Annotated in this window: 21 protein-coding genes; 10 read left to right on the top strand and 11 right to left on the bottom strand. The window is 72.0% G+C overall.

The genetic code is table 11. The features are described 5' to 3' along the window. Positions 1-35: 35 nt before the first annotated feature. The gene (locus EAD89_RS00615; protein WP_121674299.1) at positions 36-494 is read right to left on the bottom strand and encodes an iron chaperone; all 459 of its coding nucleotides are present in this window, start codon (positions 492-494) and stop codon (positions 36-38) included. A gap of 72 nt (positions 495-566) precedes the next feature. Continuing rightward, the gene (locus EAD89_RS00610) at positions 567-1,022 is read right to left on the bottom strand and encodes a carboxymuconolactone decarboxylase family protein (protein ID WP_121654790.1); all 456 of its coding nucleotides are present in this window, start codon (positions 1,020-1,022) and stop codon (positions 567-569) included. Positions 1,023-1,191: 169 nt separating this feature from the next. On the opposite strand from EAD89_RS00610, the gene EAD89_RS00605 reads away from it, so the two are divergent. After that, a complete protein-coding gene (locus EAD89_RS00605; protein ID WP_233578084.1) occupies positions 1,192-3,441 on the top strand; it encodes a tetratricopeptide repeat protein in 2,250 nt (749 codons plus the stop codon). Positions 3,442-3,445: 4 nt separating this feature from the next. Here the strand turns inward: EAD89_RS00605 and EAD89_RS00600 are convergent, their stop codons facing one another. Genes EAD89_RS00600 through EAD89_RS00590 form a run of 3 tightly spaced genes read right to left on the bottom strand, consistent with a single transcriptional unit; the run spans position 3,446 to position 6,277 of the window. Continuing rightward, entirely contained in the window at positions 3,446-4,162 is a 717-nt protein-coding gene (locus EAD89_RS00600; protein WP_121674297.1) for an NADPH-dependent F420 reductase, read from the bottom strand. Between the two features lie 41 nt (positions 4,163-4,203). Further along, positions 4,204-5,235 carry an LLM class flavin-dependent oxidoreductase gene (locus EAD89_RS00595; protein ID WP_121654793.1) on the bottom strand — a complete coding sequence of 344 codons (1,032 nt, stop codon included), beginning with the start codon at positions 5,233-5,235 and terminating at the stop codon, positions 4,204-4,206. Beyond that, positions 5,228-6,277 carry an LLM class flavin-dependent oxidoreductase gene (locus EAD89_RS00590; RefSeq protein WP_121674296.1) on the bottom strand — a complete coding sequence of 350 codons (1,050 nt, stop codon included), beginning with the start codon at positions 6,275-6,277 and terminating at the stop codon, positions 5,228-5,230. The genes EAD89_RS00595 and EAD89_RS00590 overlap by 8 nt, the downstream gene beginning before the upstream one ends. Before the next feature lie 107 nt (positions 6,278-6,384). Here EAD89_RS00590 and EAD89_RS00585 point away from each other — a divergent pair, with 107 nt between their 5' ends. Beyond that, on the top strand, positions 6,385-6,876 hold the full coding sequence (locus EAD89_RS00585; RefSeq protein ID WP_121654795.1) for a MarR family winged helix-turn-helix transcriptional regulator: 492 nt from the start codon (positions 6,385-6,387) through the stop codon (positions 6,874-6,876). A 49-nt stretch (positions 6,877-6,925) separates the two neighbouring features. On the opposite strand, the gene EAD89_RS00580 is transcribed toward EAD89_RS00585, so the two are convergent. Both EAD89_RS00580 and EAD89_RS30335 read right to left on the bottom strand, forming a co-directional pair. After that, on the bottom strand, positions 6,926-7,486 hold the full coding sequence (locus tag EAD89_RS00580; protein WP_121674310.1) for an NADPH-dependent FMN reductase: 561 nt from the start codon (positions 7,484-7,486) through the stop codon (positions 6,926-6,928). Between the two features lie 175 nt (positions 7,487-7,661). Then, positions 7,662-7,820, bottom strand: coding sequence for a hypothetical protein (locus EAD89_RS30335; protein WP_158610692.1), 159 nt, complete (start codon positions 7,818-7,820; stop codon positions 7,662-7,664). Positions 7,821-7,990: 170 nt separating this feature from the next. On the opposite strand from EAD89_RS30335, the gene EAD89_RS00575 reads away from it, so the two are divergent. Beyond that, positions 7,991-8,389 (top strand): DUF2267 domain-containing protein, encoded by a 399-nt coding sequence (locus EAD89_RS00575; protein WP_121674295.1) that lies wholly within the window; start codon positions 7,991-7,993, stop codon positions 8,387-8,389. Between the two features lie 69 nt (positions 8,390-8,458). Here the strand turns inward: EAD89_RS00575 and EAD89_RS00570 are convergent, their stop codons facing one another. After that, positions 8,459-9,478 carry an aldo/keto reductase gene (locus EAD89_RS00570; RefSeq protein WP_121674294.1) on the bottom strand — a complete coding sequence of 340 codons (1,020 nt, stop codon included), beginning with the start codon at positions 9,476-9,478 and terminating at the stop codon, positions 8,459-8,461. A gap of 152 nt (positions 9,479-9,630) precedes the next feature. On the opposite strand from EAD89_RS00570, the gene EAD89_RS00565 reads away from it, so the two are divergent. After that, a complete protein-coding gene (locus EAD89_RS00565) occupies positions 9,631-10,221 on the top strand; it encodes a TetR/AcrR family transcriptional regulator (protein WP_121654797.1) in 591 nt (196 codons plus the stop codon). A 252-nt stretch (positions 10,222-10,473) separates the two neighbouring features. Here EAD89_RS00565 and EAD89_RS00560 read toward each other — a convergent pair whose 3' ends face one another. Then, on the bottom strand, positions 10,474-13,665 hold the full coding sequence (locus EAD89_RS00560; protein WP_121674293.1) for a S8 family serine peptidase: 3,192 nt from the start codon (positions 13,663-13,665) through the stop codon (positions 10,474-10,476). Positions 13,666-13,882: 217 nt separating this feature from the next. Here EAD89_RS00560 and EAD89_RS00555 point away from each other — a divergent pair, with 217 nt between their 5' ends. Beyond that, positions 13,883-14,383 (top strand): SigE family RNA polymerase sigma factor, encoded by a 501-nt coding sequence (locus EAD89_RS00555; RefSeq protein ID WP_121674292.1) that lies wholly within the window; start codon positions 13,883-13,885, stop codon positions 14,381-14,383. Beyond that, the gene (locus tag EAD89_RS00550) at positions 14,376-15,077 is read left to right on the top strand and encodes a hypothetical protein (RefSeq protein WP_121674291.1); all 702 of its coding nucleotides are present in this window, start codon (positions 14,376-14,378) and stop codon (positions 15,075-15,077) included. Before EAD89_RS00555 ends, EAD89_RS00550 begins: the two co-directional genes overlap by 8 nt. Positions 15,078-15,101: 24 nt before the next feature. Here EAD89_RS00550 and EAD89_RS00545 read toward each other — a convergent pair whose 3' ends face one another. Next, positions 15,102-15,485, bottom strand: coding sequence for an MmcQ/YjbR family DNA-binding protein (locus tag EAD89_RS00545; RefSeq protein WP_121674290.1), 384 nt, complete (start codon positions 15,483-15,485; stop codon positions 15,102-15,104). Positions 15,486-15,803: 318 nt separating this feature from the next. On the opposite strand from EAD89_RS00545, the gene EAD89_RS00540 reads away from it, so the two are divergent. After that, positions 15,804-19,733, top strand: a complete 3,930-nt coding sequence (locus EAD89_RS00540) for a ThuA domain-containing protein (protein WP_121674289.1) — start codon at positions 15,804-15,806, stop codon at positions 19,731-19,733. A gap of 162 nt (positions 19,734-19,895) precedes the next feature. On the opposite strand, the gene EAD89_RS00535 is transcribed toward EAD89_RS00540, so the two are convergent. Then, positions 19,896-20,360, bottom strand: coding sequence for a septum formation initiator (locus EAD89_RS00535; protein WP_121654804.1), 465 nt, complete (start codon positions 20,358-20,360; stop codon positions 19,896-19,898). A 102-nt stretch (positions 20,361-20,462) separates the two neighbouring features. On the opposite strand from EAD89_RS00535, the gene EAD89_RS00530 reads away from it, so the two are divergent. From EAD89_RS00530 to EAD89_RS00520, 3 genes are all read left to right on the top strand, one after another. Continuing rightward, positions 20,463-21,158: a response regulator transcription factor gene (locus tag EAD89_RS00530; protein WP_121654805.1), complete on the top strand. Its 696-nt coding sequence runs from the start codon at positions 20,463-20,465 to the stop codon at positions 21,156-21,158. Continuing rightward, positions 21,155-22,489 carry a HAMP domain-containing sensor histidine kinase gene (locus tag EAD89_RS00525; protein ID WP_121654806.1) on the top strand — a complete coding sequence of 445 codons (1,335 nt, stop codon included), beginning with the start codon at positions 21,155-21,157 and terminating at the stop codon, positions 22,487-22,489. The genes EAD89_RS00530 and EAD89_RS00525 overlap by 4 nt, the downstream gene beginning before the upstream one ends. Positions 22,490-22,563: 74 nt before the next feature. Beyond that, complete coding sequence (locus tag EAD89_RS00520; protein WP_121674309.1) at positions 22,564-23,118, top strand: PepSY domain-containing protein; 555 nt, start codon at positions 22,564-22,566, stop codon at positions 23,116-23,118. Positions 23,119-23,173: the final 55 nt, after the last annotated feature.

Raw genomic sequence — 23,173 nt, 5'->3', positions numbered from 1 at the left:
GCACGTCCGACCTCCCGCCGAGAAGCACCGGGTCCTCAGCTCACCGCCTGCCGCACCAGCGCGGCGATCCGCGCCTCGTCGTCGGCCGTCAGCTCGGTCAGCGCGAAGTAGCACGACCACATGGTGCCCTCGTCGAGGTTCGCCTGGTCATTGAAGCCGAGCGTCGCGTACCGCGTCTTGAACTTCGCCGCGCTCTGGAAGAAGCAGACCACCTTGCCGTCGCGGGCGTACGCCGGCATGCCGTACCAGAGCTTCGGGGTGAGGACCGGCGCGTTCGCCTTGATCACGGCGTGCAGCCGCTCGGCGATCAGCCGGTCGGGCTCGGCCATCTCGGCGATCTTCGCGAGCACGTCGGGCTCCGTGTCGGCCTTGGCGCCCCGCCTGGGGCGCGTCTTCAGCTCCTTGGCGCGCTCCTTCATCGCGCCGCGCTCCTCCTCGGTGAAGCCGTCGTACTGCTCGTTGTTGGCGGTGGTGGTCTTCGTCGTGGTCGACATGTCAGATGTCCTCTCGGTGATCGTGGCGTCGGGTGGTACTGGTCGGTGAAGCGGTCACGGGTCAGGGACCGGTCACCACGCGCCCGCCTGCTGACGGGTCGGCGCGTTGAGCCGGTTGAAGGCGTTGGTGATGGCGATGTTGAGCAGCAGCGCGGCCAGCTCCTTCTGGTCGAAGTGCTTGGCGGCCAGGTCCCACAGCTCGTCCGGCACCGGGTCCGGCCGGTCCGCGAGCCGCGTCACGGCCTCGGTCAGCGCCAGCGCGGCGCGCTCCTCGTCGCTGAACCAGGGCGTCTCCCGCCACGCGGCGACGGCGTGCACCTGGTCGGCGGTCGCACCGTGCTGACGGGCCTGGTGGGCGCCGCCGGCCACACACGGGCCGCAGCCGTTGATCTGGCTGGCCCGCAGGTGGCTCAGCGCCAGCAGCCTGCCGTCCAGCCCGCCGCCCGCGACCGCCCTGTTGACGGCCATCAGGGCCTCCATCGCGTCGGGGAGCAGAACCGCCGGGTTCGGCATGCGCTCGGTCGACATCGCTTCTCCTTCGTCTTCGTCGTCCGTGTTCCTGACGGGAGTCATCCGACCACCGGCGTGCCGGGACACGCGCGGTCCGTGGGACACCGTGGGACACGAAGACCCCTGTCCAGCAGGGCAGACGCAGCGCCGATCCGCTCGCGCGGGCCGGGACGGTACGGTGTTGCAGGTGTCCAGCCCCCAGGAGCGACTGGTGGCTCAGCTGGCCCGGATCAAGGAGCTGAGCGGGCTCAGCCTGCGCTCCCTCGCCCGCGAGTCGGGCCTGAGCAGCTCGTCGCTGTCCCGGTATCTGACCGGTCGGCTGGTGCCGCCGTGGGAGGCCGTCGTGGCGCTGTGCCGGGCCGTCGGCCGCGACCCCCGGCCACTGCGCGCGGTGTGGGCCGAGGCGGCTCAGGCCGGCCCGGCACATGTCCCGCGCCGCAACGACCTGCCGGGCGACCTGTTCGACTTCACCGGGCGGGAGGCGGAGTCGGCGCTGGTCGAAGAGTTGCTGCGGACGGCCGGAGCGGTCGCGGTCGACGGCATGCCGGGCGTCGGCAAAACCAGCCTGGCCGTGCACGTGGCCCATCGGCTAGCCCCGTCGTACCCGGACGGCGGGCTCTACCTCGACCTGCACGGCTTCACCCCGGGCCAGGAGCCGCTGGAGCCGCAGGCGGCGCTGGGCCGGCTGCTGGCCGCGTTGGATGTCCCGCAGCCGCCGGCCAGCGCCGCCGAACGCGCGGCGCTCTGGCGGTCGGAGCTGTCCCGCCGTCGGGTGCTCGTCGTGCTCGACAACGCGCTCGACGCGGAGCAGGTGCGCCCACTGCTGCCCGGCGCGGGAAAGTCGACGGTCCTGATCACCAGCCGCCACCGGCTGGTCAGCCTGGACGGTGTGCCGCCGGTGTCCCTGGAGCCACTGGCCGACCGTGACGCGGCGAGCCTGTTCGGCCGGGCGGCCGGGGTCGCGCTCACCGAGGAGGAAGCGGTCGGTCAGGTGCTGCGGCAGTGCGGCGGGCTTCCGTTGGCGCTCCGGATGGCCGGCGCACGGCTTCGCCACCGCCCGGGCTGGACGGTGGCGGTGCTGGCCGAGCGGCTGCGCGACACCGCCAACCGCTTCGACTCCGTGTTCGGCATGTCGCTGCGGCAGCTCGACGCCGTGCAGCGCCGCATGTTCCGGCTACTGGGCGTGCTGCCGGGCGCCGACTTCGACGCGGCGGTGGCGGGCGCGCTCGCCGACCTGCCGCCCGCCCGGCTCGGCGCGGTGCTGGAGGAGCTGGTCGACGCCCACCTGATCCAGGAGCTGTCGCCCGGGCGGTACCGGATGCACGACCTGATCCGGCAGTACGCGGCGGACCTCGCCGCCGACGAGGAGCCGCAGGCTGAAGCCGCCCTGCGCCGCGTCCTGACGCACTATCTGGCGCAGGCGGTCGCCCACGACCGGACGCTGCCCTCGCCGTACCGCAAGGAACCGTCACCGGGCGATCCGGCGGCGGCCATGGCCTGGTTCGATCTTGAGTACGTCAACCTGATCGCCGCTTTCGACGCCGCCGTGCGGCTCGGCATGGACGAGGTGGTGGCCGACCTGCCGCAGGCCATGCGGGTCTGGTTCTTCCGGCACCGCGGCACCGACGACCAGGCACGACTGCTCGAAGCCGGCGCGGCCGCCGCGGCACGTCTCGGCCGCGACCAGGAGCGGGCCGCGCTGCTCGCGGACCTGGGCTACACCCGTGCCGCCGCGGGACGCCTCACCGAGGCGCTGTCCGCCTACGAGTTGGCCGAGCGGTCCGGGCCGGACGACGACGACCTGGCGGCCGGTCTGGCGCTGCGCATCGGCCTCGTCCGCCGGGATCTCGGCGACCTCGAAGCGGCACAGGCGCGCTTCCGGCGGGCACGCGAGCTGTTCGAGAGGATCGGGCGGCGCGCGGGGCAGGCCCAGGCGCTGGCCTTCGACGGATGGGTGACCCTACGCCTCGGGCGGCACAGCGAAGCCGTCGAACTCGCCCGGGCCTCGATCGCCCTGGCCGACGGGCCCGCCCGGATCACCGGGCTGGTCACCCTCGGCGTCGCACTGGCTGCGCACGACCCGGCGGAGTCACTGCGGACGCTGCACGACGCGTTGCGGCTGTCCGAGCAGAACAACCTGCAACACAACCAGGCGTGGTGCCACAACTATCTCGGCGTCGCGCTGCGAATCATGGGTTCACCCGAGGAGGCTCTCGAACACCACCGGCGTGCCTTCGAGTTGCTGGAACCGCTGGCGGAGGTGCAGATGGAGATCGACTTCCTGCACACCCACGCCGAGACGTCCCGCGTGGCGGGTCGCTGTGACGAGGCGCTCGCGCTGCTCGACCGCACCATCGGGCTCGCCCGTGAGCTTGGCCGGCCGCACGACGAGCAGCTCGCCCGTGCGGCGCGCGAGGCCGTACGCGCCGGCTGCTGACGGACTACGTCGTCTCCTGCGACGTCGAGGATCGCGCCGAGGCGATGGTCCGCCCACGCTCCGATTCGGGAAAGCGGTCGAGCATGACCCGCACCTCGTCAGCGCTCACGTTGGCGCCGAACAACTCGCTGCCCGGTTCGAGCCGTACGCCCTCGGCGAGGGGACCGGCGACGACCGGATCGAAGCCGAGCGCGTCGACGAGGGACGCGACCAGCGCGAGGTCGGCGGCGTCGTCGCCGGCGATCGCGATGGCCTTGCGGCCGGCCGCTCCGGCCGGCCGCGCCTCATCCTCCAGATCGTGATACCCCATGTGGTTGAACGCCTTGACGACCCGGGCGTCGGACAGGAACGCCTGGACGGTCTCGCTGGACGAGGTGCGCGGGTTGGTGAGGTCGTCGCGGATGCCGTCGACCTCCCACCAGTAGTTCATCGCGTCGACGACGAGCTTGCCGCGCAGCGTCTCGGCGGGAACGTTGCGGTACTTGCCCAATGGAAGGGCGAGGATGACGACATCGGCGCTGGCCGCGGCGTCGGCCGCGCTGGTGGCGACCGCCCCGGGCGTGAGCACCTCGACGGTGAGGGCGATCTTCGCCGGGTCACCGGAGCCGGCGACGAGCACCCGGTAGCCGGCGGCGACGGCGAGTCGAGCGAGCACGGTGCCCACCTTGCCGGCGCCGAGGACAGCGAGGGTCTGTGGCCTGTTCCGGCCGTTGCCGTTCATGTCTTCCTTCCGGGGTGCCGAGGCGGTGTTCGAGGGGTGGGTCAGCTGGCCAGGATGTCACGGACCAGGGGGATCACCTTGGTGCCGTACAACTCGACGGCACGCATCCGGGCACTGACCGGCTGGGCTCCCGCCGTGTAGATGAGGTCGAAGCGGCCGACGCCGACGCTGCGGATCGCCCCGGCGATGCGGCGGGCCACGGTCTCCGGTGAGCCGATGTAGAGGGAACCGTGCTCCACCTCGGCGTCGAACTCCTGGCGACGGATCGGCGGCCAGCCCCGCAGCCGCCCGATCCGGTCCCGCATGACCCGGTAGTGCGGCCAGAACAGCTCCTTCGCCTCCTCGTCGGTGTCGGCGATGAAGCCGGGGGAGTGCATCCCGACCGGGTGCGCGGTCGTGCCGAGCTGCTCGGCTGCCCGCCGGTAGAGGTCGATGTAGGGCGCGAAGCGCTCGGGAGCCCCACCGATGATGGCGAGCATGAGCGGGAGGCCGTACCGGGCGGTACGCACGACCGACTGCGGCGAGCCGCCGACGCCCACCCAGGTGGTGAGGTGACCCGACTCCGTCTTCGGAAAGACGTCCGCGTTCTCCAGCGGAGCCCGTTTGGTGCCGCTCCAGGTGACCGGCTGCTCGTCCAGCAGCTTCACGAACAGTTCGATCTTTTCCTCGAACAGCACGTCGTAGTCGCGCAGGTCGTAGCCGAACAGGGGGAACGACTCGGTGAACGAGCCGCGACCGAGGATGACCTCGGCCCGGCCGTGCGACAGCGCGTCGACCGTCGCGAAGCGCTGGAACACCCGGACCGGGTCGTCCGAACTCAGCACGGTCACCCCGGAGGCGAGCCGGATCCGCGACGTGCGGGTGGCGATACCGGCCAGCACGGTCTCCGGCGTCGACACCGAATATTCGGGCCGGTGGTGCTCGCCGAGGGCGATGACGTCGACGCCCAGTTGGTCGGCGAGCACCGCCTCGTCGACGACCTGCCGGATGGCGGCAGCGTAGGAGATCGGCTTACCCGAGTCGTCCTCCGGTACGTCGCCGAAGGTGTCGAGGCCGAACTCGAGGTCAGACATTGGTGGGCTCCTTCGCCAGCAGCTCCCGGACCCGCGGCGCGACCTCGCTGCCCAGCAGCTCGATGGTCCGCGCGCGTGCCTCGCGAGGCAGGTGCATGATGTCGTATTTGAGGTCGAAGCGGCTCAGTCGCAGATCGCGGGCCATTGTGGCGATCTTCCGCGCGACCGTCTCCGGTGACCCGACGAACAGCGCGCCGTGGTCGATCTCGGCCTCGTAGCGCGCGCGGTCCGGCTTGTAGAAGCCGCGCTCCTCGGCGAGCGCCGCCACGACCGGCTGCCAGTACCGCCACCACGTCTCCACCGCCTCCTCGTCGGTGTCCGCGACGAGGCCGAGCGAGTGTTGCCCGATCGGCTGGACAGTATGCCCGGCCTGTTCGAGCGCCCGGAGATAGAGATCGACGTTGCCGGCGAAGCGCTGCGGGCGCCCGCCGATGATCGCCATCATGAGCGGAAGCCCGTAGTGGGCGGCGCGGACCACCGAGTTCGGGCTCCCGCCGACGCCGATCCACGTCGGGATGCCGCCTGTCCGCATCCGCGGGTGCAGCCGCTGCGCGGTCAGGGGGCTGCGCACGGTTCCGGACCAGGTGACCGGTTCGTCCCGCTGGAGCCGTACGAAGAGGTCGAGCTTCTCCTCGAACAACCGCTCGTAGTCGGCCAGGTCGTAGCCGAACAGTGGGAACGACTCGGTGGCCGACGCCCGGCCGAGAACGATCTGGGCCCTGCCGTTGGACACCGCGTCGAGGGTGGCGAACTCGTGGTAGAGCCGTACCGGATCGTTCGTGCTGAGCACCGTGACCGAGGTGCCGAGGCGGATCCGCTGCGTCGCCGTCGCGATCGCCGCGAGCAGCACCGGCGTGGCCGAGTCGTTGTGGCCCTCGCGGTAGTGCTCACCCAGGCTGAACACGTCGAGGCCGACCGACTCCGCGAGCCGCGCCTCGTCGACGAGCAGTCGCACGGTCTCGGCGTCGCTCAGGACGCGGCCGCCATCGGTGGCGACCTCCCCGAACGAGTTGAGCCCCAGTTGGAAGCCTTCGGCCGTCATGTCTCCTCCTCGGACCGTCCCACCCGTTGACCTCCGGAAGAGGTCTGAGAGGTTGACGCGTCAATGATGCTAACCTGCCAATTGACACGTCAACCAAGGAGACGTAGATGACAAGGGCCACACCCGAGCGGCGGAGAGGACGCCAACTGCCGACCGCGGAGGAGCTACGGATCTGGCGGGACTTCATCGAGACGACGGCGGCACTCCGCTCCCAGCTCGCATCCCGCCTCCAGGTCGAGTCCTCGCTCTCGCCGGGGGACTACGCCGTCCTGCTCGCGCTCAGCGAGGCGCAGGACCGGCAGATGCGCTCGTCCGAACTCGCGACACACATCGGTTGGGAACGGAGCCGCCTCTCCCACCACCTCGGGCGGATGGAGCGGCGTGGCCTCATCCGCCGTCAGGAGTGCCCCACCGTTCCCCGAGGGGCGGAGGTGCTGCTCACGCCGGTCGGAGCCGAGGCGTTCCAGGGGTCCACCGTTCCGCACCTGCGCGCCATCCGCGAACTCTTCGTCGACGCCCTCACACCGGATCAGCTCGTCGCGGCGGGCGAGATCGCGGGAGCGCTTCGCGCGCGTCTCGACCCGCACGACGAGGAATGAGGGAGGCGAAGATTCGCGGCCAGGAGCAGTGCCGCGAGCACCTGGGGCGTCAACTCGCTCGCAGGGGCGCGAGGGCCTGACTCCAGGCCACGACCTGATCGAGGGTCAGGTTCAGCGCGTCGCGCTGGAAGTCGTTGGGCTTGAAGACGCTGTAGTTCTCGAAGTCGGTGAAGAGCGACAGCGCCACCTGGGACCGCACGTCGGCCAACTGCAGCTCGGCGGAGATCAGCCGTAGGTGCTCGACGGCCCGTGCGCCGCCGACCGAGCCGTAGCTCACGAACCCGACGGCCTTGTTGTTCCACTCGCTGTAGAGGAAGTCGATCGCGTTCTTCAGCGCGCCGGACGTCGAGTGGTTGTACTCCGGCGTCACCATGACGAATCCGTCGAACGACGCGATCTTCCTGGCCCACTCCAGCGTGTGCGGTTGCTGGTACTGGCCCATCGACGGCGGGTACACCTCGTCCAGGTGCGGCAGCTTGTAGTCGAGCAGGTCCACGAGCTCGAACTCGACATTCGTGCGCTGCTTGGCGATGTCGTACACCCACTTGCCCACGGCCGCGCCGTTCCGTCCCGGCCGGGTGCTGCCGATGATGATGCCGATCCTGGTCATGTTCTGTTCCTCCTCGTCGACCACCGCACGGGCGCCGACCTCAAAGAGCTCGCCCAGGCTCTGCTGAGTGTCGCCACGGAATCCCCCGCTGGGGCCAGGAGTGCTACGGCCGGGAGCCGGTCCGCGGCGGTGGCGCCAGCACCGCAGGCTCGGTGCTGGCGCCGACCGCGAGAGGTCAGCCCTTGGCTTGCCGCTTGGCCATCTGCGGCTCGGTGCCCTTGCCGACCTTGCGCAGCGCCTGCCGGAGCTGGTCCTCGGTCATCTTCGAGTTGCCCTCGATGCCCGCATTGTGGGCCTGTTGGCGCATGTCGTGGAGCTTGTCGCGGTCCGCCATGTCGCTCTCCCCTCAACCACGGCACAGGTGCGCTCCGCACCTGTCTGATCGCTGGCTTCCCGAGCGCATCCGCGGCAAACCGCCGCCACCATGAGCCCGGCGCGTGACCTCGTTTGTCGGCACGGCGCCTGGGAACTCGACCGCTTCAACGGCGAGAGGAAGGTCGGACGGTGAACGACAACGAGTTCCTCACCCTGGTGGCGACGCGATCCGGGATGTCGTCGGAGCAGGCGACCGCCGTCACGCAGGCCACGCTGACCACCCTGGCCGAACGGATCGACGGCGGGGAGGCGCGCGACCTGGCCGGCCAGCTTCCCGCGGGGCTGCGGGCGTACGCCTTCGGCGGCAGCGAGACCGCGGAACGGTTCGGCCTCGACGTCTTCGTCGACCGGGTCAGCGGCCGGGCGGACCTCGACGCGGACGCGGCGAAGGACGGCGTGACGGCGGTCTTCGACGTCCTCCGGGACGCCCTCGATCCCTCCGGTTACGAACAGGTGGTCACCCAGCTGCCGGCGGAGTACGGAGACGTCGCCGACCAGACCGCGCCGTTCGTCCGCCGGCAGGCCTGACGGTCGCCCGACCACGCGGTGGCGGCTCCGGCCGGCGCGATCGTGCCCGGCCGACCGGCGCGGGAGCGATCAGCGGCGCCGCAGTGACGGGTCGAGCAGGGCGGGCGGGGTGTCGAACTTCTCCTGTGGGGCAAGGTCGACGCCGGGCGGGACGATCGCGTCGATCGCGTCGAGCACGTCAGCGGTGAGCACGGTGTCCGCGGCGGCGAGCTGCGAGTGCAGGTGGTCCATGGTGCGGGGGCCGATGATCGCGCTGGTGACGGCGGGGTGTGCGGTGACGAACCCGAGCGCGAGCTGGATCATCGTCAGACCGGCCGCGTCGGCGACCTTCGCCAACTGCTCGACGGCGTCGAGCTTGGCGCGGTTGGTGGGGATGGTGGTGTCGAAGCGCTGCGGCATGAACGCGGAGCGGTTGGTGGCGATCTCCTGACCCTCGCGGATCGCGCCCGACAGCCAGCCCGAGGCGAGCGGGCTCCACGCCAGCACGCCGAGTCCGTACTGCTCGGTCACGGGCAGGACGTGGGTCTCGATTCCGCGCTGCAGGATCGAGTAGCCGGGCTGTTCGGTGACGTACCGGCTCAGGTGGTTCTCCCGGGCGGCCCACTCGGCCTGCACGATGCGGTACGCGGGGAAGGTCGAGGAGCCGAAGTAGCGGATCTTCCCGGCACGCTGGAGGTCGGTCAAGGCTGAGAGCGTCTCCTCGTCGCTGGTCCGCGGGTCCCACCGGTGGACCTGGTAGAGATCGACGTGGTCGACGCCCAGACGGCGCAGGCTGTTGTCCAACTCGGTGACCAGCCAGCGGCGCGAGCCGCCCTGCTGGTTGCGCTCGTCGCCCATGGGCATGCCCGCCTTCGTGGCCAGCACGATGTCGTCGCGGCGGCCGGCGATGGCCCTGCCGACCATCTGCTCCGACTCGCCCTGGCCGTACATGTCGGCGGTGTCGACGAGGTTGATCCCGGCTTCGAGAGCGGCGTCGACGATGGCGGTGGCCTCCTCCTGGGTCGTCTGGCCGATCCTGCCGAAGTTCATCGCGCCCAGCGCGAGAGAGCTGACCTGGACACCGGTGCGGCCCAAGGTGCGGTACTGCATGACGTGTTCCTTCACTGCTCGGTGACGTTGGGGTGGTGACGCTGGCTTGGTCGTCCGTCCCTGCTCTGGCATCATGAGGAAACGGAACCTTGCTCCGTTAAACGATACGGAACAGTGTTCCGTTTAGCAAGGTCGGTGACGGAAGGAACAGCGTGGCGACCCAGGCTGACAGGAGTGCGGGCGCGTCCCAGCGCAAGCGGGCCGATGCCGTACGCAACGAGAAGACCCTGCTCGACGCGGCCGCCGCGGTCTTCGTGACATCCGGTGTCGAAGCGCCGGTACGCGACATCGCGGCCAGGGCCGGCGTCGGGACGGGCACGATCTACCGACACTTCCCGACGCGCGCAGATCTGATCATCGCCGTCTACCGGCATCAGGTCGAGGCCTGTGCCGAGGCCGGTCCGGCCCTGCTCGCGAGCAGCGCCACCCCGCACGCCGCCCTCGGGCGATGGATCGACCTCTTCGTCGACTTCCTGGTCACCAAGCGCGGGCTCGCCGGCGCGCTGCAACCCGACAACGCCGGCTTCGACACGCTGCACGCCTACTTCCTCGACCGCCTCGTGCCCGTGTGCACCCAACTGCTCGACGCCGCCGCGGAGGCCGGCGAGATACGCCCCGGTACGCACGCGTACGAACTGATGCGCGGCGTCGGCAATCTCTGTATCGGCGCCGACAGCGACCCCAACTACGACGCCCGGCGCCTGGTCGAGCTGCTCATCGCTGGGCTGCTCCGACAGCGGTAGTCACCGGCCGTGGCGGTCGTGGCCGCACCGGAACCGGCTGCGACGACGGCGCGACCTGGCTGGGCACGGCCGCGCTGGTCCAGGCGCCGGACCCGGGCACGGCGCGCGCCCGGACCGCTACGCGGACATCGAGGTGCGCAGGTGGGCGTTCGGCGGGCGGCCGGCGTGACCCGGGGGCGGCTGTGGTTGCCCTCGTGGTCCGGCCCGGGGTGGACGGCGACCCGCCGCCGTCCACCCCGGACCGGCCGTGCGTCAGGCGATCCGGTAGGCCCGCTGGATCGTCTGCGTCACCGTGTTGCCGGCGGTGTCGGTAGCTGTCATGCGCAGCGACACGAAGCCGGGCCGCCGCGGATGGGTGATCAGCGCGACGCCACGGTGGACCGGCAGGGCGACCCACGTCCTGCCGTCGTCGAACGACGCGGAGACGGCGAGCGTCCGGTTCGGCGCGGCCGCCGAACCCGGGTGCCGGTCCAGCGCCACGGGGATGGCCATCGCCCGGCCCGCCCGGGCCGTGTTGGTGTCGTCCAACGCGGGCGTCGGCCGGGCCGTCGTCAAGGGCAGCGGCTCCGGTTTCGACGTGTGCGCCGAGGTGAACGTCCAGGCCACCGAGACCGACGTCGACAGGGTGTCCGGAGCGCCGCGGGTGACGGTCGCCTCCAGGCGGTAGGTGGCCTTGCCGGCGGGCACCGGGAAGTCCGCGTACGAGCCGTCGGCGGTGGCGATCTCCTTGCCGTTCCGCGACAAGCGGTAATGGAGCTGGAGGTCGTCACGGCTGGCGGGGCGGCCGGAGGCGTCGCCGAAGAGGGGCGGCGACGCGACCGAGATGGTGTCCCCGTCGCGGCCCGCGTAACCGAGCGGCGACCAGGCCGGGGGCTGGGTCACCGTGGGCCCGAACGGCGCCGCGTTCCAGGTCTGGTGGTAGGTCCGACCCGCCCGGAAGGTGGACTCCTGGGTGGTGACGTTGTCGCCCTCGACGAACGTGGACGTCCAGACGAGGCCGCCGTCGGTGTTGTGGTACTCGGTGGCGTGGAACGGCAGGTCGAACGAGGTGCTCGAACCGATCGGGCCCGGGCCGCCGGGGGAGGCCGCACGGTGGAAGCGGGTGGCGGTCGCGGCGCTGGACTGGCTCCGGTAGGTGGTCTTGACGGTGGCCAGGTTCTTCGGGGAGAGCTTGCTGGTCAGGCCCGTGAACATGTCGCCCTGGCGCACGTACGCGAGGTCGTACGTGTAGGGGCTGTTCCGGAACGTCCCGTCCGGGCCAGGACGGGCGAGCCCGACGCCCAGTGTCGCCGCGAACTCGGGGGCCGTGACGGCGGGCCCGATCCGGCCGAAGAAGACGTCCGCGAACGACACCCCGCTGAGCTGGACCCCCGGGTAGCGGAAGTTGTCGTTCCAGTTCGCGCTGACGTTGATCGCGAGCGCTGCGGCGTCCCGCTGGGGCACGGTCAGCGAGACCGGTCGGGCGGTGCGGGCGTCGAGCGCCTCGGTGACCGGGCCGCGTACGTCCAGGACCGGCTGCACGAGCAGGCTCGACGCGCTGCCGTCGTGGATCGTGCTGTAGAGCGCGTAGCGGCCCTTGGGCAGCCGCATCGTGCCGCCGCCGGGTTGCCCGCCGAGGGTGGTGAACTCGCCGGTGGTCAGGTTCGCCGCCACGGTCTCGTACTCCCTGGCCGGTCTGCCGTCGCGTCCGGTGTGGTCGAGCCGGACGTCGTAGCTCTCGATCTCCCGGTTGAGCGCGAACGGCGTCCGTACCCGCAGGTCGCCGGCGCCGGTCGCGGTCAGCGCGCCCTGGTACACGCCGTCGGGGGCGTCCACCCGGGTGTCCACGGTGATCGTCGCCTCGGCGTGGCCGCCGGCCGGCACGACCAGGGTGGCCGGGCTGACAGTGATCATGCCGGCGGGGGCCGGGCCGACGGTCAACGACAGGGTGACCGGAGCCGTGCCCGCGTTGCGGTATCCGACAACCTGGGAGAACGGGGTGTCGTCGGCGTGGGGCCAGCGCTGGACCGGGAAGTCGATCGCGGCGGTCTCGGCGGCGACCGGCTGGGCGACGGCACGCCCGATGTCCACCCGGCCCGCGCCCTGCTCGTAGAAGCTGTCGTCGACGGACGGCTTGACCGAGCCCATCAGGGCAGCCTTGAGCTGAGAACCGGACCAGTCCGGGTGTTGCCCGGCCAGGATGGCGGCCGAGCCCGCCACGTGCGGGGTCGCCATCGACGTGCCCGACATGGGGGCGTACCCGCCACCGGGGGCGGCCGCCACGATGTCGACGCCGGGCGCGCTGATCTCGGGCTTGATGTGGTTGTCGCCGACGCGGGGACCGCGGCTGGAGAAGTAGGCCCGTTGGTCGTCGGCGTCGACCGCGGCGACGGCGAGGGCGTCGTCAGCGGAGGCCGGCGTCATGACCGACTTCGGCTTGCCCTCGTTGCCGGCGGCCACCACGAAGAGGGTGCCGTACCGGTGGCTGAGGTCCTGGACCGCGGTCTCCAGCGGGTCGAGAGCCGGCGTGTCCGTGTCGCCGAGGCTCAGGTTGATCACCCGGGCCTGCGGCGCGGCCCACTGCATCCCGGCGATGATGTCCGAGTCCTGGCACTCCGTGGTGGCGCAGACCTTGCCGACGACCAGCTTCGCGCCCGGTGCCACGCCGCGGTACCGGCCGCCGGAGGCGGCGCCGCTGCCCACGATGGTCGACGCCACGTGGGTGCCGTGGCCGACCGTGTCGCCGGGGTCGTTCCCGCCGGTGAAGTCGTGGATCGCGGCGATCTGCCCGGCGAAGTCGGGGTGGCTGGCGTCGATGCCGGTGTCCAGCACCCCGACGGTCACGCCGTCACCGTCGAAGCCCGCCTGCCAGGCCGTCGGCGCGCCGATCTGCGGCACGCTGCGATCGAGGGAGACGCGGCGCTTGCCGTCCAGCCAGATCTGGGTGATCCCGGCGGCGAGCGCGCGGGCCGACGACGTGCCGCGGGTGAGTGACGACCACAGCTCGGCCCGGTCGTCCAGGCCCGCCCGCACGGCCAGCGCGTGCGCGGCGGGCAGGTCGGCCCGTACCCGCGCGGCTCCGGCTGCGGCGGACCGCGCCTGCGCCGCCATGTTCTCCGGGTACGCCACCAGCAGCGGCAACTCCGCCGTCCGGTCGTCGTAGCCGAACTCGCCGAGCGCGGTGAGGTCGAACAGCCTCCGGTCGAGCCGCCCGTCGCGCAGCATCGGCATCGCGTCGACCGGGATGACGTACTGGTGGCCGGCCTCCCGGCTGCTCACGAACCGCATGCCGGCCCGTCCCGGTCCCCGCTCGATCCGCAGTTGGCCGCCCGCGTCCAGCGACACCCGGTCCCCGGTGATCAACGTGAAGGTGCCGCGCGGTCCGGAGACCGCCGCCGCCGGCTTCTCCTGCGCGTCCGCTGGAGCGGCCGTGAGGCCCGCCGCCGCCAGCGCTGTCGCGAGCACCCCGGCTGTCAGGGCGCGTCGTTGCCGTCGTCGCACATCGTCCTCTCCGCCACGGGCCTCTCCCGGGGCGGCACGATGACGTCTGGCACGGTCGGCGGGTTGATCATTTGGTGTGTGACGGTCGCCACAATCGCACACCGCGCGGGCGCGACCCGGTCTCCCTCCCGGTTACATGCGCCGGTGACCACGGGACGAGACCTCGGAAAGCGCAGGTCAGATGCGTGACGCCGAGGAGTTCGACGCCCTCTACGCGGCCTGCGCCGGCCGGATCGTGGGTCACGTCTATGCCCTCACCGGTAACCGTAGCGAGGCGGAGGACGCCGTCGCCGAGGCCTTCACCCGGGCCTGGCAGCGTTGGCCGACGGTACGCGAGGCGGACAGCCCCGAGGCGTGGGTCCGCCGGGTCGCCTCCCGAGCCGCGGTGAGTAGCTGGCGCAAGACGTTCAACCGGATCCGCGCGCACCGTCGGGCCGCCGTCGACCAGAGCGTGCCCGGACTCAACGAGGACCATGTCGCCCTGCTCCAGGCGCTGCAACGGCTAAGCGCCAACCAGCGCCGCGCCGTCGTGCTGCACCACCTGAACGATCTCAGCGTCGCCGAGGTGGCAGCCGAGATGCAGGCGCCCGTCGGGACCGTGAAGACGTACCTCGCCCGCGGCCGGAGAGCCATGGCCGGAATGCTGGACGAGGCGCGGCAGGAGGAAACCTCCCATGACTGATCCGCACCAGGACCTGACGGCGATCGCCGACGCGGTCCGCCGAGTCACGACGCTGCCCGCGGCGGGCACGTTGCGCCGCCGTGGCGAGCGCCGCCGGCGGCGCCGAACCGCCGTCTACGGGGCGGGGCTGGCGCTGCTGGTCGTGACCGCTGGCGTCGCGCTGCTGCCGGCACGAGACCAGGCGCCGGACCGGGCCGCCGGCCCTGCGGGCTCGGTCCCGCCGTCGGTCGTCCCATCCGCGACGGCCTCGGCCGGACCGCAGGACATCCTCGGTGGCCGGCGGCAGGTCCTGATCGTGGTGCCCGGCATCGGTCGGGCCGCGCTGGCGGTCGGCCGGGACGACGACCGGGTGCGGGCCACCACCGAGCAGGGCATCGACGACCGCGCCCTGTGGGTCCTGCGCCCCGAGGGGGACGAGTTCCGGATCATGCTGGCCTCGGCGCGCGGCGCCAGCCAGGTGTGCATGACCGTCGTGCACGACGCCGCACCGGGCAGCGTCCGCGGGCGGGTGTGTGACCCGGGCGCGCGGACGCAGCTCTTCACGATCGAGCAGGTCCCGGACGGCAGTTATTCGATCTTTCAGGGCAGGCGCTACGTCCAGGTCGTGGACGGCACCAACGCCCTGGTCCCCGACCTGCCGGAGGCCCTGACCACCACGTACGAGTTCGAGGACCGCGGCAGCCGTCGCGACTGAGCCCGCCACCCCGGCCCGCAGGGGTCAGCCCAGACGAAGGCTGCCGTCGTCGAGGTCGTCGAGGAGCGCCTGCGGCGCGCGCATCCGCCACGCGTCGGTGACGAGCTCTCGCAGGCGGTCGACTCCCACCTCCGCCAGGCGGAGCATCACCAGTGGCAGACCGTCGTAGCTGGGCGTGGTGAAGAAGAGATCGGGCTCCCCGAGCAGCAGAGCCTCCTTCTCGGCGTGGTCGCCGACGAACAGCACCGCGACATCGGTCCGGATCAGGCGTGGTTTGCCCGGCCTGCGCTCCGGATAGGACCAGACGAACCCCTTGCCACCCACCCGGAAGTCGAAGCCCGCACTGTCGATCTCCACCACCTGCGGCAGGGCCAGCGCCAGACGGCGAACATCGTCCGCGTCAGCCACCGGAATCCCTCGCGAAGCGCAGCGTCCCCATGAGCCCAGGCTACGCGTCGCGGCGCGTGCCCGGGCGAATCGCAGGCCCGAAAACCGTAATCTGATCTCGCCTGCTGGAGTCGCGCCTGACCAGCGCAGATAGCGCTCTCACGAATGGTGGGAGAGTGCTTGACGCGCCCGTGATCCAGCGGCAACGATGCATTCACATGTGTCGCACTGTCAGCGGCGAACGGCCTGCCGGGCGACCGCCACCAGGCTCGACACCACCCTGCCCACCACCAGGCGTGATCGGCGCACGCCGTCCCCCGCACCGCGAAAGGACCTACCGTGCGCAGATCCCTGAGATCGTGGCTCGGCGCCGTGCTGAGCGCGATCCTCGTCGTGGGCGGCATTGTCGCCGTGCCACCCGTGGCCAGCGCCGCACCGTTCACCGTGCTGGTGTTCACCAAGACCGCCGGATTCCGGCACGGCTCCATCACCCCGGGCGTCACCGCCATCCAGCAGCTCGGTGCCGCCAACGGGTTCACCGTCGAGACCACCGAGGACGCGGCCCAGTTCACCGACGCCAACCTGGACCGGTTCGCCGCGGTGATCTGGCTGTCCACCACCGGCGACGTGCTCAACGCCGCCCAGCAGGCCGCGTTCGAGCGCTACATCCAGGGCGGTGGCGGATACGTGGGCGTGCACGCCGCCTCCGACACCGAGTACGAGTGGCCCTGGTACGGCGGGCTCGTCGGGGCGTACTTCGCCTCGCACCCGGCCGACCAGACCGCCACCATCAAGGTCGCCGACCAGGTGCACCCGTCCACCGCGACGCTGCCGCAGCGGTGGAGTCGGCTGGACGAGTGGTACAACTACCGCGCCAACCCGCGGGGCAACGTGCACGTGCTGGCCACCCTGGACGAGAGCACCTACACCGGCGGGAGCATGGGGTACGACCACCCGATCTCCTGGTGCCAGAACTACTCCGGCGGCCGGTCCTGGTACACCGGCCTCGGCCACACCGACGCCTCGTACACCGACGCGAACTTCCGCCAGCACCTGCTCGGCGGCATCATGACCGTGGCCGGCGCGGTCGACGCGGACTGCGGCCCCACGGTCACCAGCAACTTCCAGCAGGTGGAGCTGGCCAAGGGCGCGGCCGAGACCGGCGAGCCGATGAGCCTCACCGTCCTGCCCGACCGGGGCGTGCTGCACACCTCGCGCAACGGCGTGATCCGGCACACCGACGCGGCCGGCAACACCAAGGTCGCCGGCACGCTGCCGGTCTACACCGGGGACGAGGAAGGCCTGCAGGGCATCAAGGCCGACCCGAACTTCGCCACCAACCGCTGGGTGTACGCGTACTACGCGCCACCACTGGACACTCCCGGAGGCGGGGCACCGGCCACCGGCACCCCGGCCGACTTCGCCCGCTGGGACGGCGTCAACCGACTGGCCCGGTTCACGGTGAACGCGGACAACACCGTCAACCTGGCCAGCGAGACGCTGATCCTGAACGTGCCGACGAGCCGGGGCATGTGCTGCCACGTCGGCGGTGACATGGACTTCGACGCGGCCGGCAACCTGTACCTGTCCACCGGCGACGACACCAACCCGTTCGACTCGGCCGGGTTCAGCCCGATCGACGAGCGGGCCGGGCGGAACCCGGCCTTCGACGCGCAGCGCACCTCGGCGAACAGCAACGACCTGCGCGGCAAGGTGCTCCGGATCAAGCCGAGCGCGGCCGGCGGGTACACCGTCCCGGCCGGCAACATGTTCGCCCCGGGCACCGCGCGGACCCGCCCGGAGATCTACGCGATGGGCTTCCGCAACCCGTTCCGGATGAGCGTGGACAAGGCCACCGGCATCGTCTACCTCGGCGACTACGGTCCCGACGCCGGCACCGCCGACCCGAACCGCGGGCCGGCGGGCAACGTCGAGTTCGCCCGGATCGACCGGCCCGGCTTCTACGGCTGGCCGTACTGCACCGCGCGCAACGACGCGTACAACGACTACACCTTCCCGTCCGGCCCGTCCGGGCCGAAGTTCAACTGTGCGGGCGGGCCGGTGAACAACTCGCCCAACAACACCGGCATCACCCAGCTGCCGCCGGCCGTTCCGGCGTGGCTGCCGTACGGCGGTTCCGGCTCGCCGCCGGAGTTCACCGGCGGCGGCCTGTCCCCGATGGGTGGCCCGGTCTACCGGTACGACCCGAACAACACCTCCCCGGTAGCGTTCCCGGCGTACTACGACGGGACCTACTTCGCCGGTGAGTTCGGACGCCGCTGGATCAAGAACATCAAGCTCGACCCGGCCGGCCAACCGCTGAAGATCAATCCGTTCCCGTGGACGGGCACGCAGGTCATGGACATGGAGTTCGGCCCGGACGGCGCGCTCTACGTGCTCGACTACGGCACCGGCTGGTTCAACGGCGATGCCAACTCGGCGCTGTACCGCATCGAGTACGCCCGCGAGGGCAGAGCGCCCGTCGCGATGGTCTCGGCCACCCCGACCAGCGGCACGGCGCCACTGACCGTGGCGTTCTCGTCGGCCGGCACGCTCGACCCGGACGGTGACCCGTTCACCTACGCGTGGGACTTCGACAACAACGGCACCACCGACTCGACCGCGGCGAACCCGAGCTTCACGTACACCACCAACGGGACCCGCAGCCCGACGTTGACGGTCCGGGACACCACCGGCAAGACGGCCACCGCGAGCGTGGTCGTCACGGTCGGCAACAGCGCCCCGGTGGTCACCGTGAACACCCCGTTGAACGGGCAGACCTTCAATTTCGGGGACGCGGTGCCGTTCTCCGTCACCGTCAGCGACGCCCAGGACGGCGCGGTCAACTGTGCCCGGGTGAAGGTGAACTACGTCCTCGGGCACGACGCGCACGGCCACCAGCTCGGCAGCGTGCAGGGCTGCACCGGGGTCATCCAGACCTCGGCCGACGGCGAGCACGACACCGCGGCGAACATCTTCGGCATCATCGACGCCGAGTACACCGACCTGGGTGGGGGTGGCCAGCCACCGCTGACCACGCACACCCAGGCGGTCCTGCAACCACGGGTACGCCAGGCCGAGCACTTCGGTGACTCGTCCGGCGTGCAGATCGTCTCCGGGGCGGCCGGGCACGGCGGCGCGGCGGTCGGCTACGTCGACAACAACGACTGGATCTCGTTCCGCCCCTACAACCTGACCGGCGTCCAGTCGTTCAGCGTCCGCGCCGGAGCCCCCGCCGGTGCCGGCGGCACGCTGGAGCTGCGGGTCGACTCGCCCACCGGGCCGCTGGTCGGCTCGACCACGGTGACACCCACCGGCGGGCACGGCACGTTCGCCGCATTCACCGGCGGAGTCACCGCCCCGACCGGCACGCGCACCCTGTTCCTGGTGTTCAAGGGCGGCGGCGGGATGTACGACATCGACGAGTTCACCCTCTCCACCAGCCCCGGCGGTCCCGGGCCCGACCCGGACCCGGAGCCGGGCGCCAACCTGGCCCGGGGCAAGCCGGCGCGCGCGTCCAGCTTCGAGGGCGCCTTCGTCGCGGCCAACGCGTTCGACGGTGCGCTCGGCACCCGCTGGGGCAGCTCGTTCAGCGACCCGCAGTGGATCGACGTGGACCTGGGCGCGAGCCACAGCATCAACCGGGTCAAGCTGACCTGGGAGGCGGCGTACGGCAGCGGATACCAGATCCAGACCTCGCCGGACGGGGTCAACTTCACCACGATTCGGACGGTGAGCGGCGGCGACGGTGGAGTGGACGACCTGACCGGGCTCACCGGCTCCGGCCGGTACGTCCGGCTCACCGGCACCACCCGGGGCACCGCCTGGGGCTACTCGCTGTTCGAGTTCGAGGTGTACGGCAGCACCGGGAACCCGACCGGCGGCAACCTGCTGTTGAACAAGCCGGCGACGACGTCGAGCAACGAGGGGGCCGACGTGGCCGGCGCCCGGGCGGTGGACGGCAGCCTCACCACCCGCTGGTCGAGCGCGTTTTCCGACCCGCAGTGGATCCGGGTCGACCTCGGCAGCCCGACGGCGATCGGTCGGGTGAAGCTGAACTGGGAGGCGGCGTACAGCAGCGCGTACCAGATCCAGACCTCGAACGACGGCACCACCTGGACCACCGTGAAGACGGTGACCGGGGCCGACGGCGGCGTGGACGAGCACACCGCGCTCGGCGCCAACGGCCGCTACCTGCGGATCTACGGGACGGCCCGGGGCACCGGATACGGCCACTCGCTCTGGGAGGTGGAGGCGTACACCAGCTGAACCACCACCGGGACGTGGCCGGCACGGACCTCCGTGCCGGCCACGGCTGGTCCTCGTCCCACCGGTGACGTTCCTGGCCGGAGCGCTGCTCGTGCGCCGTCGAGAGGAGACCCTGCGCATGGTCGCCATCGGCAGGGCCGCGGACCGCGAACGCCCAACGCCCTAGTCGTCGTCGACGGCCACCGGCTCCGAGCCGATGCAGCGCACCTTCAACTCGTACTCCCGGGCCGATCCCTGGAACGTGACCTCGACGTCGTCGTCCGGACCCCGGTCCACGTCCCGGACCCGGTAGCCCTGCGCGGGCGCCCAGGAGACCAGGCGTACGCCGTCGGCACCGCACTCGGCCACCGCCGTGCCGCCGTCGGTGGCGAACCCCCGGCGGACCCCGGAGCTGGCGCCTGGCGCGGGGCTCGTCGTGCCCGGCCCGACCGAGCCCGCGCCCGTCGTGCCGGTGGGCACCGGCTCCGGCGAGGCGAGCGCCCGTTCGATCTCGGCCGCGCTGCGCACCCCGCCCGGTGTGCCGGTGAGGCTCTCGCCCACCAGCCGGATCGCGCCCAACCCGATCAGGGTTGCCACGGCGGCGGTGGCCACCCATCCGGCGGCGACGAGGATCGAACGACGGCCCATCCTCTGACTATCCCCGATCCGTCCTTGTCGTCGGCACATCGGGACGCTAAGGCATGGTTAACGTCCGCCTCGCTGGCAGCGGCAGCGGTTAGCCTGCCAGCTGTGGCCCGCCTGCTGCTCATCGAGGACGACCTGACCATCCGTACCCCGCTGATCCGTGCCCTGCGGGAACGCGGCCACGCGGTGGCCGCGGCCTCGACCGCGATGGCCGGGCTCCGCGACGCGCTGGAGGACCGGCCCGACCTCGTCGTGCTCGACCTGGGCCTGCCCGACCTGGACGGCCGCGAGCTGCTGCGGATGCTGCGGGCGGTCAGCACGGTGCCGGTCATCGTGGCCACCGCCCGCGACGACGAGGCCGAGATCGTACGGGTGCTCGACGCGGGCGCCGACGACTACGTGATCAAGCCGTTCACCGCGGCGCAGCTCGACGCCCGCGCCCGGGCGGTGCTGCGGCGAGGTCCCGCCGGTGCCGACGTGCAGGATTCCGCGCTGGTCGTCGGTGGGCTACGCGTCGATCCCCGGGCCCGGCAGGTCACCCTGGACGGGGTGGCGGTCGAGCTGACGCCCCGCGAGTTCGACCTGCTGCATCACCTCGCCGGTCGACCCGGTCAGGTGGTCACGAAACGTGAGCTGCTCACCGAGGTCTGGCAGATCCCGTACGGCGGCGCCGACAAGACCGTCGACGTGCACCTGTCCTGGTTGCGTCGCAAGTTGGGGGAGTCCGCCCAGCAGCCTCGCTACCTGCACACCGTGCGTGGTGTCGGGGTGCGTCTCGAAGCGCCGGCGGTGCAGCCGTGAGGGCACGACTCGCGCTGCTGGTCGCCGCGGTCAGCGTGCTCACCCTCATCGCGTTCCTGGTGCCGCTGGCGCTGCTGGTCCGCACGGTCGCCGAGGACCGGGCCACCGTCCGGGCCACCGCCGACGCGCAGAGTCTGGTGCCGGTGGTCGGCACCGCCGACGCGGCCACCATCCGGCTCACCGTCGAGCAACTCGCCGCGGAGGCCGGACGGCCGGTGAGTGTCTTCCTGCCGGACGGCACGGTGCTCGGCGCCCAGACTCCCCGTACGCCCGCGGTGGCCCTGGCGGCGCGCGGGCAGAGCCTCACCGGGGAGTCGGCGGCCGGGCGCGAGGTGGTGATCGCGGTGCAGGGCCGGGCGGACGGCACCGCGGTCATCCGGACCGTCGTGCCGCGGCACGAGCTGACCGCCGGGGTGACCCGGGCGTGGCTGGTGCTGGCCCTGCTCGGAGTGGTCCTGGTGGTGATCGGGCTGGTGGTCGCCGACCGGCTGGCACGCACCCTGGTCCGGCCGATCAGCGACCTGTCCGCCGTCTCGCACCGGCTGGCGAACGCCGAGCTGGACGCCCGGGTCGTGCCGGCCGGCCCGGCGGAGCTACGTGAGGTGGCGGGAGCGCTCAACCACCTGGCCGGCCGGATCCAGGTGCTCCTGCTCCAGGAGCGGGAGCAGGTCGCCGACCTCTCGCACCGGCTGCGTACGCCGTTGACGGCGCTGCGGCTGGAGGCGGAGTCGCTGCGCGACCCGGACGACGCTGCCCGGATCACGGCCGCCGCTGACGGGCTGGAACGGGCGGTCACCGGGCTGATCCGGCAGGCCCGCTGGCGCCGGTCACCGGCCACGGAAACGGTCGGCTCGGACGCCGCGACGATCGTCGGCGACCGGGTCGCGTTCTGGTCGGTGCTGGCCGAGGACACCGGCCGGACCGTCACCCTGGACCTGGCGCCCGGCCCGCTTCCCGTCGGTGTGCCCGCCGACGACCTGACGGCGGCCGTGGACGCCCTGCTGGGCAACGTCTTCGCGCACACCCCCGACGGCACGCCCTTCGCCGTCCGGCTGGCCCGGGACGAGGGCGAGGTGCTGCTCACCGTCACCGACGAGGGCCCGGGGATGCCGGCCGGGGCGGTCCGGCGAGGTGCCAGCCCGGCCGGGTCGACCGGCCTCGGCCTGGACATCGCCCGACGCGCCGCACAGGCCGGCGGCGGCCGGCTGGAACTGCGTACCGGTCCGGCAGGCGGGGCGCAGGTGCTGCTCCGGCTCGGGCCGTCGACGGCGGGGCGACCCGCGGCGGACGGCGCGTCCAGGTCCGCCGGAGACGGCTTAACCCGGCCTTAGCGTCCGGACAGCGCGGCGCTATCCCGATCCAGCCGATCCTCGAAGTCGACAACCGAGGAAAGGTGGACATCACGATGAAGCGCAGCTCTCTGCTCCTGGCATCGGTCGGCGGAGCGGCGGTGCTGGCCGTGGCCGGCGTCGCCGTCGGCGTCAGCGCCGCCGGCGACCCGCGGGCCACCGGCACGGCACTCGCCGCCGCGACCGTCGACCCGACGGCCACCGACGCACCGGACGACAGCGCCACCCGGGGTACCAGCCCCGCGCCGGTGATCAGCGGTACGCCATCGAGCGGCGCACCGTCGAGCGGTACGCCCTCCAGCGGCACGCCGTCGAGCGGCAGCCCCAGCGGCGCCGTGGACCAGCAGCGTGCCGGCGAGATCGCGCTCGCCAGGGCCGGCGGCGGTCAGATCACCGAGGTGGAGGCCGAGCAGGAGCACGGCCGACCGGTCTGGAGCGTCGAGATCGTCGCGGGCGACACCGAGCACGAGGTGGACGTCGACCGGGACAACGGCACGGTGCTCAAGGCCGAGCAGGAGCCGGCCGACGACGACGGCGACGACCAGGACGATGACGATGACGACGACGACCAGGACGATGACGACGACGACAAGTCCGGCGACGACGACTGACGCCGGGTTGCCGCCGCCCACCACGGGCTCACCGTGGCGGGCGGCGGTACGAGCG

Source organism: Micromonospora sp. BL4 (assembly GCF_003667505.1).
GTDB lineage: Bacteria > Actinomycetota > Actinomycetes > Mycobacteriales > Micromonosporaceae > Micromonospora.
Note: the sequence above shows the minus strand (reverse complement) of the source record. Positions and strands in the feature narration are given on the sequence as shown.

What these genes read in the sequence shown, in the direction of transcription:
- EAD89_RS00615 (WP_121674299.1), bottom strand. Translation starts at nt 494, where the DNA reads ATGTCGACCACGACGAAGACCACCACCGCCAACAACGAGCAGTACGAC.
- EAD89_RS00610 (WP_121654790.1), bottom strand. Translation starts at nt 1,022, where the DNA reads ATGTCGACCGAGCGCATGCCGAACCCGGCGGTTCTGCTCCCCGACGCG.
- EAD89_RS00600 (WP_121674297.1), bottom strand. Translation starts at nt 4,162, where the DNA reads ATGAACGGCAACGGCCGGAACAGGCCACAGACCCTCGCTGTCCTCGGC.
- EAD89_RS00595 (WP_121654793.1), bottom strand. Translation starts at nt 5,235, where the DNA reads ATGTCTGACCTCGAGTTCGGCCTCGACACCTTCGGCGACGTACCGGAG.
- EAD89_RS00590 (WP_121674296.1), bottom strand. Translation starts at nt 6,277, where the DNA reads ATGACGGCCGAAGGCTTCCAACTGGGGCTCAACTCGTTCGGGGAGGTC.
- EAD89_RS00585 (WP_121654795.1), top strand. Translation starts at nt 6,385, where the DNA reads ATGACAAGGGCCACACCCGAGCGGCGGAGAGGACGCCAACTGCCGACC.
- EAD89_RS00580 (WP_121674310.1), bottom strand. Translation starts at nt 7,486, where the DNA reads ATGACCAGGATCGGCATCATCATCGGCAGCACCCGGCCGGGACGGAAC.
- EAD89_RS30335 (WP_158610692.1), bottom strand. Translation starts at nt 7,820, where the DNA reads ATGGCGGACCGCGACAAGCTCCACGACATGCGCCAACAGGCCCACAAT.
- EAD89_RS00570 (WP_121674294.1), bottom strand. Translation starts at nt 9,478, where the DNA reads ATGCAGTACCGCACCTTGGGCCGCACCGGTGTCCAGGTCAGCTCTCTC.
- EAD89_RS00555 (WP_121674292.1), top strand. Translation starts at nt 13,883, where the DNA reads ATGCGTGACGCCGAGGAGTTCGACGCCCTCTACGCGGCCTGCGCCGGC.
- EAD89_RS00550 (WP_121674291.1), top strand. Translation starts at nt 14,376, where the DNA reads ATGACTGATCCGCACCAGGACCTGACGGCGATCGCCGACGCGGTCCGC.
- EAD89_RS00535 (WP_121654804.1), bottom strand. Translation starts at nt 20,360, where the DNA reads ATGGGCCGTCGTTCGATCCTCGTCGCCGCCGGATGGGTGGCCACCGCC.
- EAD89_RS00520 (WP_121674309.1), top strand. Translation starts at nt 22,564, where the DNA reads ATGAAGCGCAGCTCTCTGCTCCTGGCATCGGTCGGCGGAGCGGCGGTG.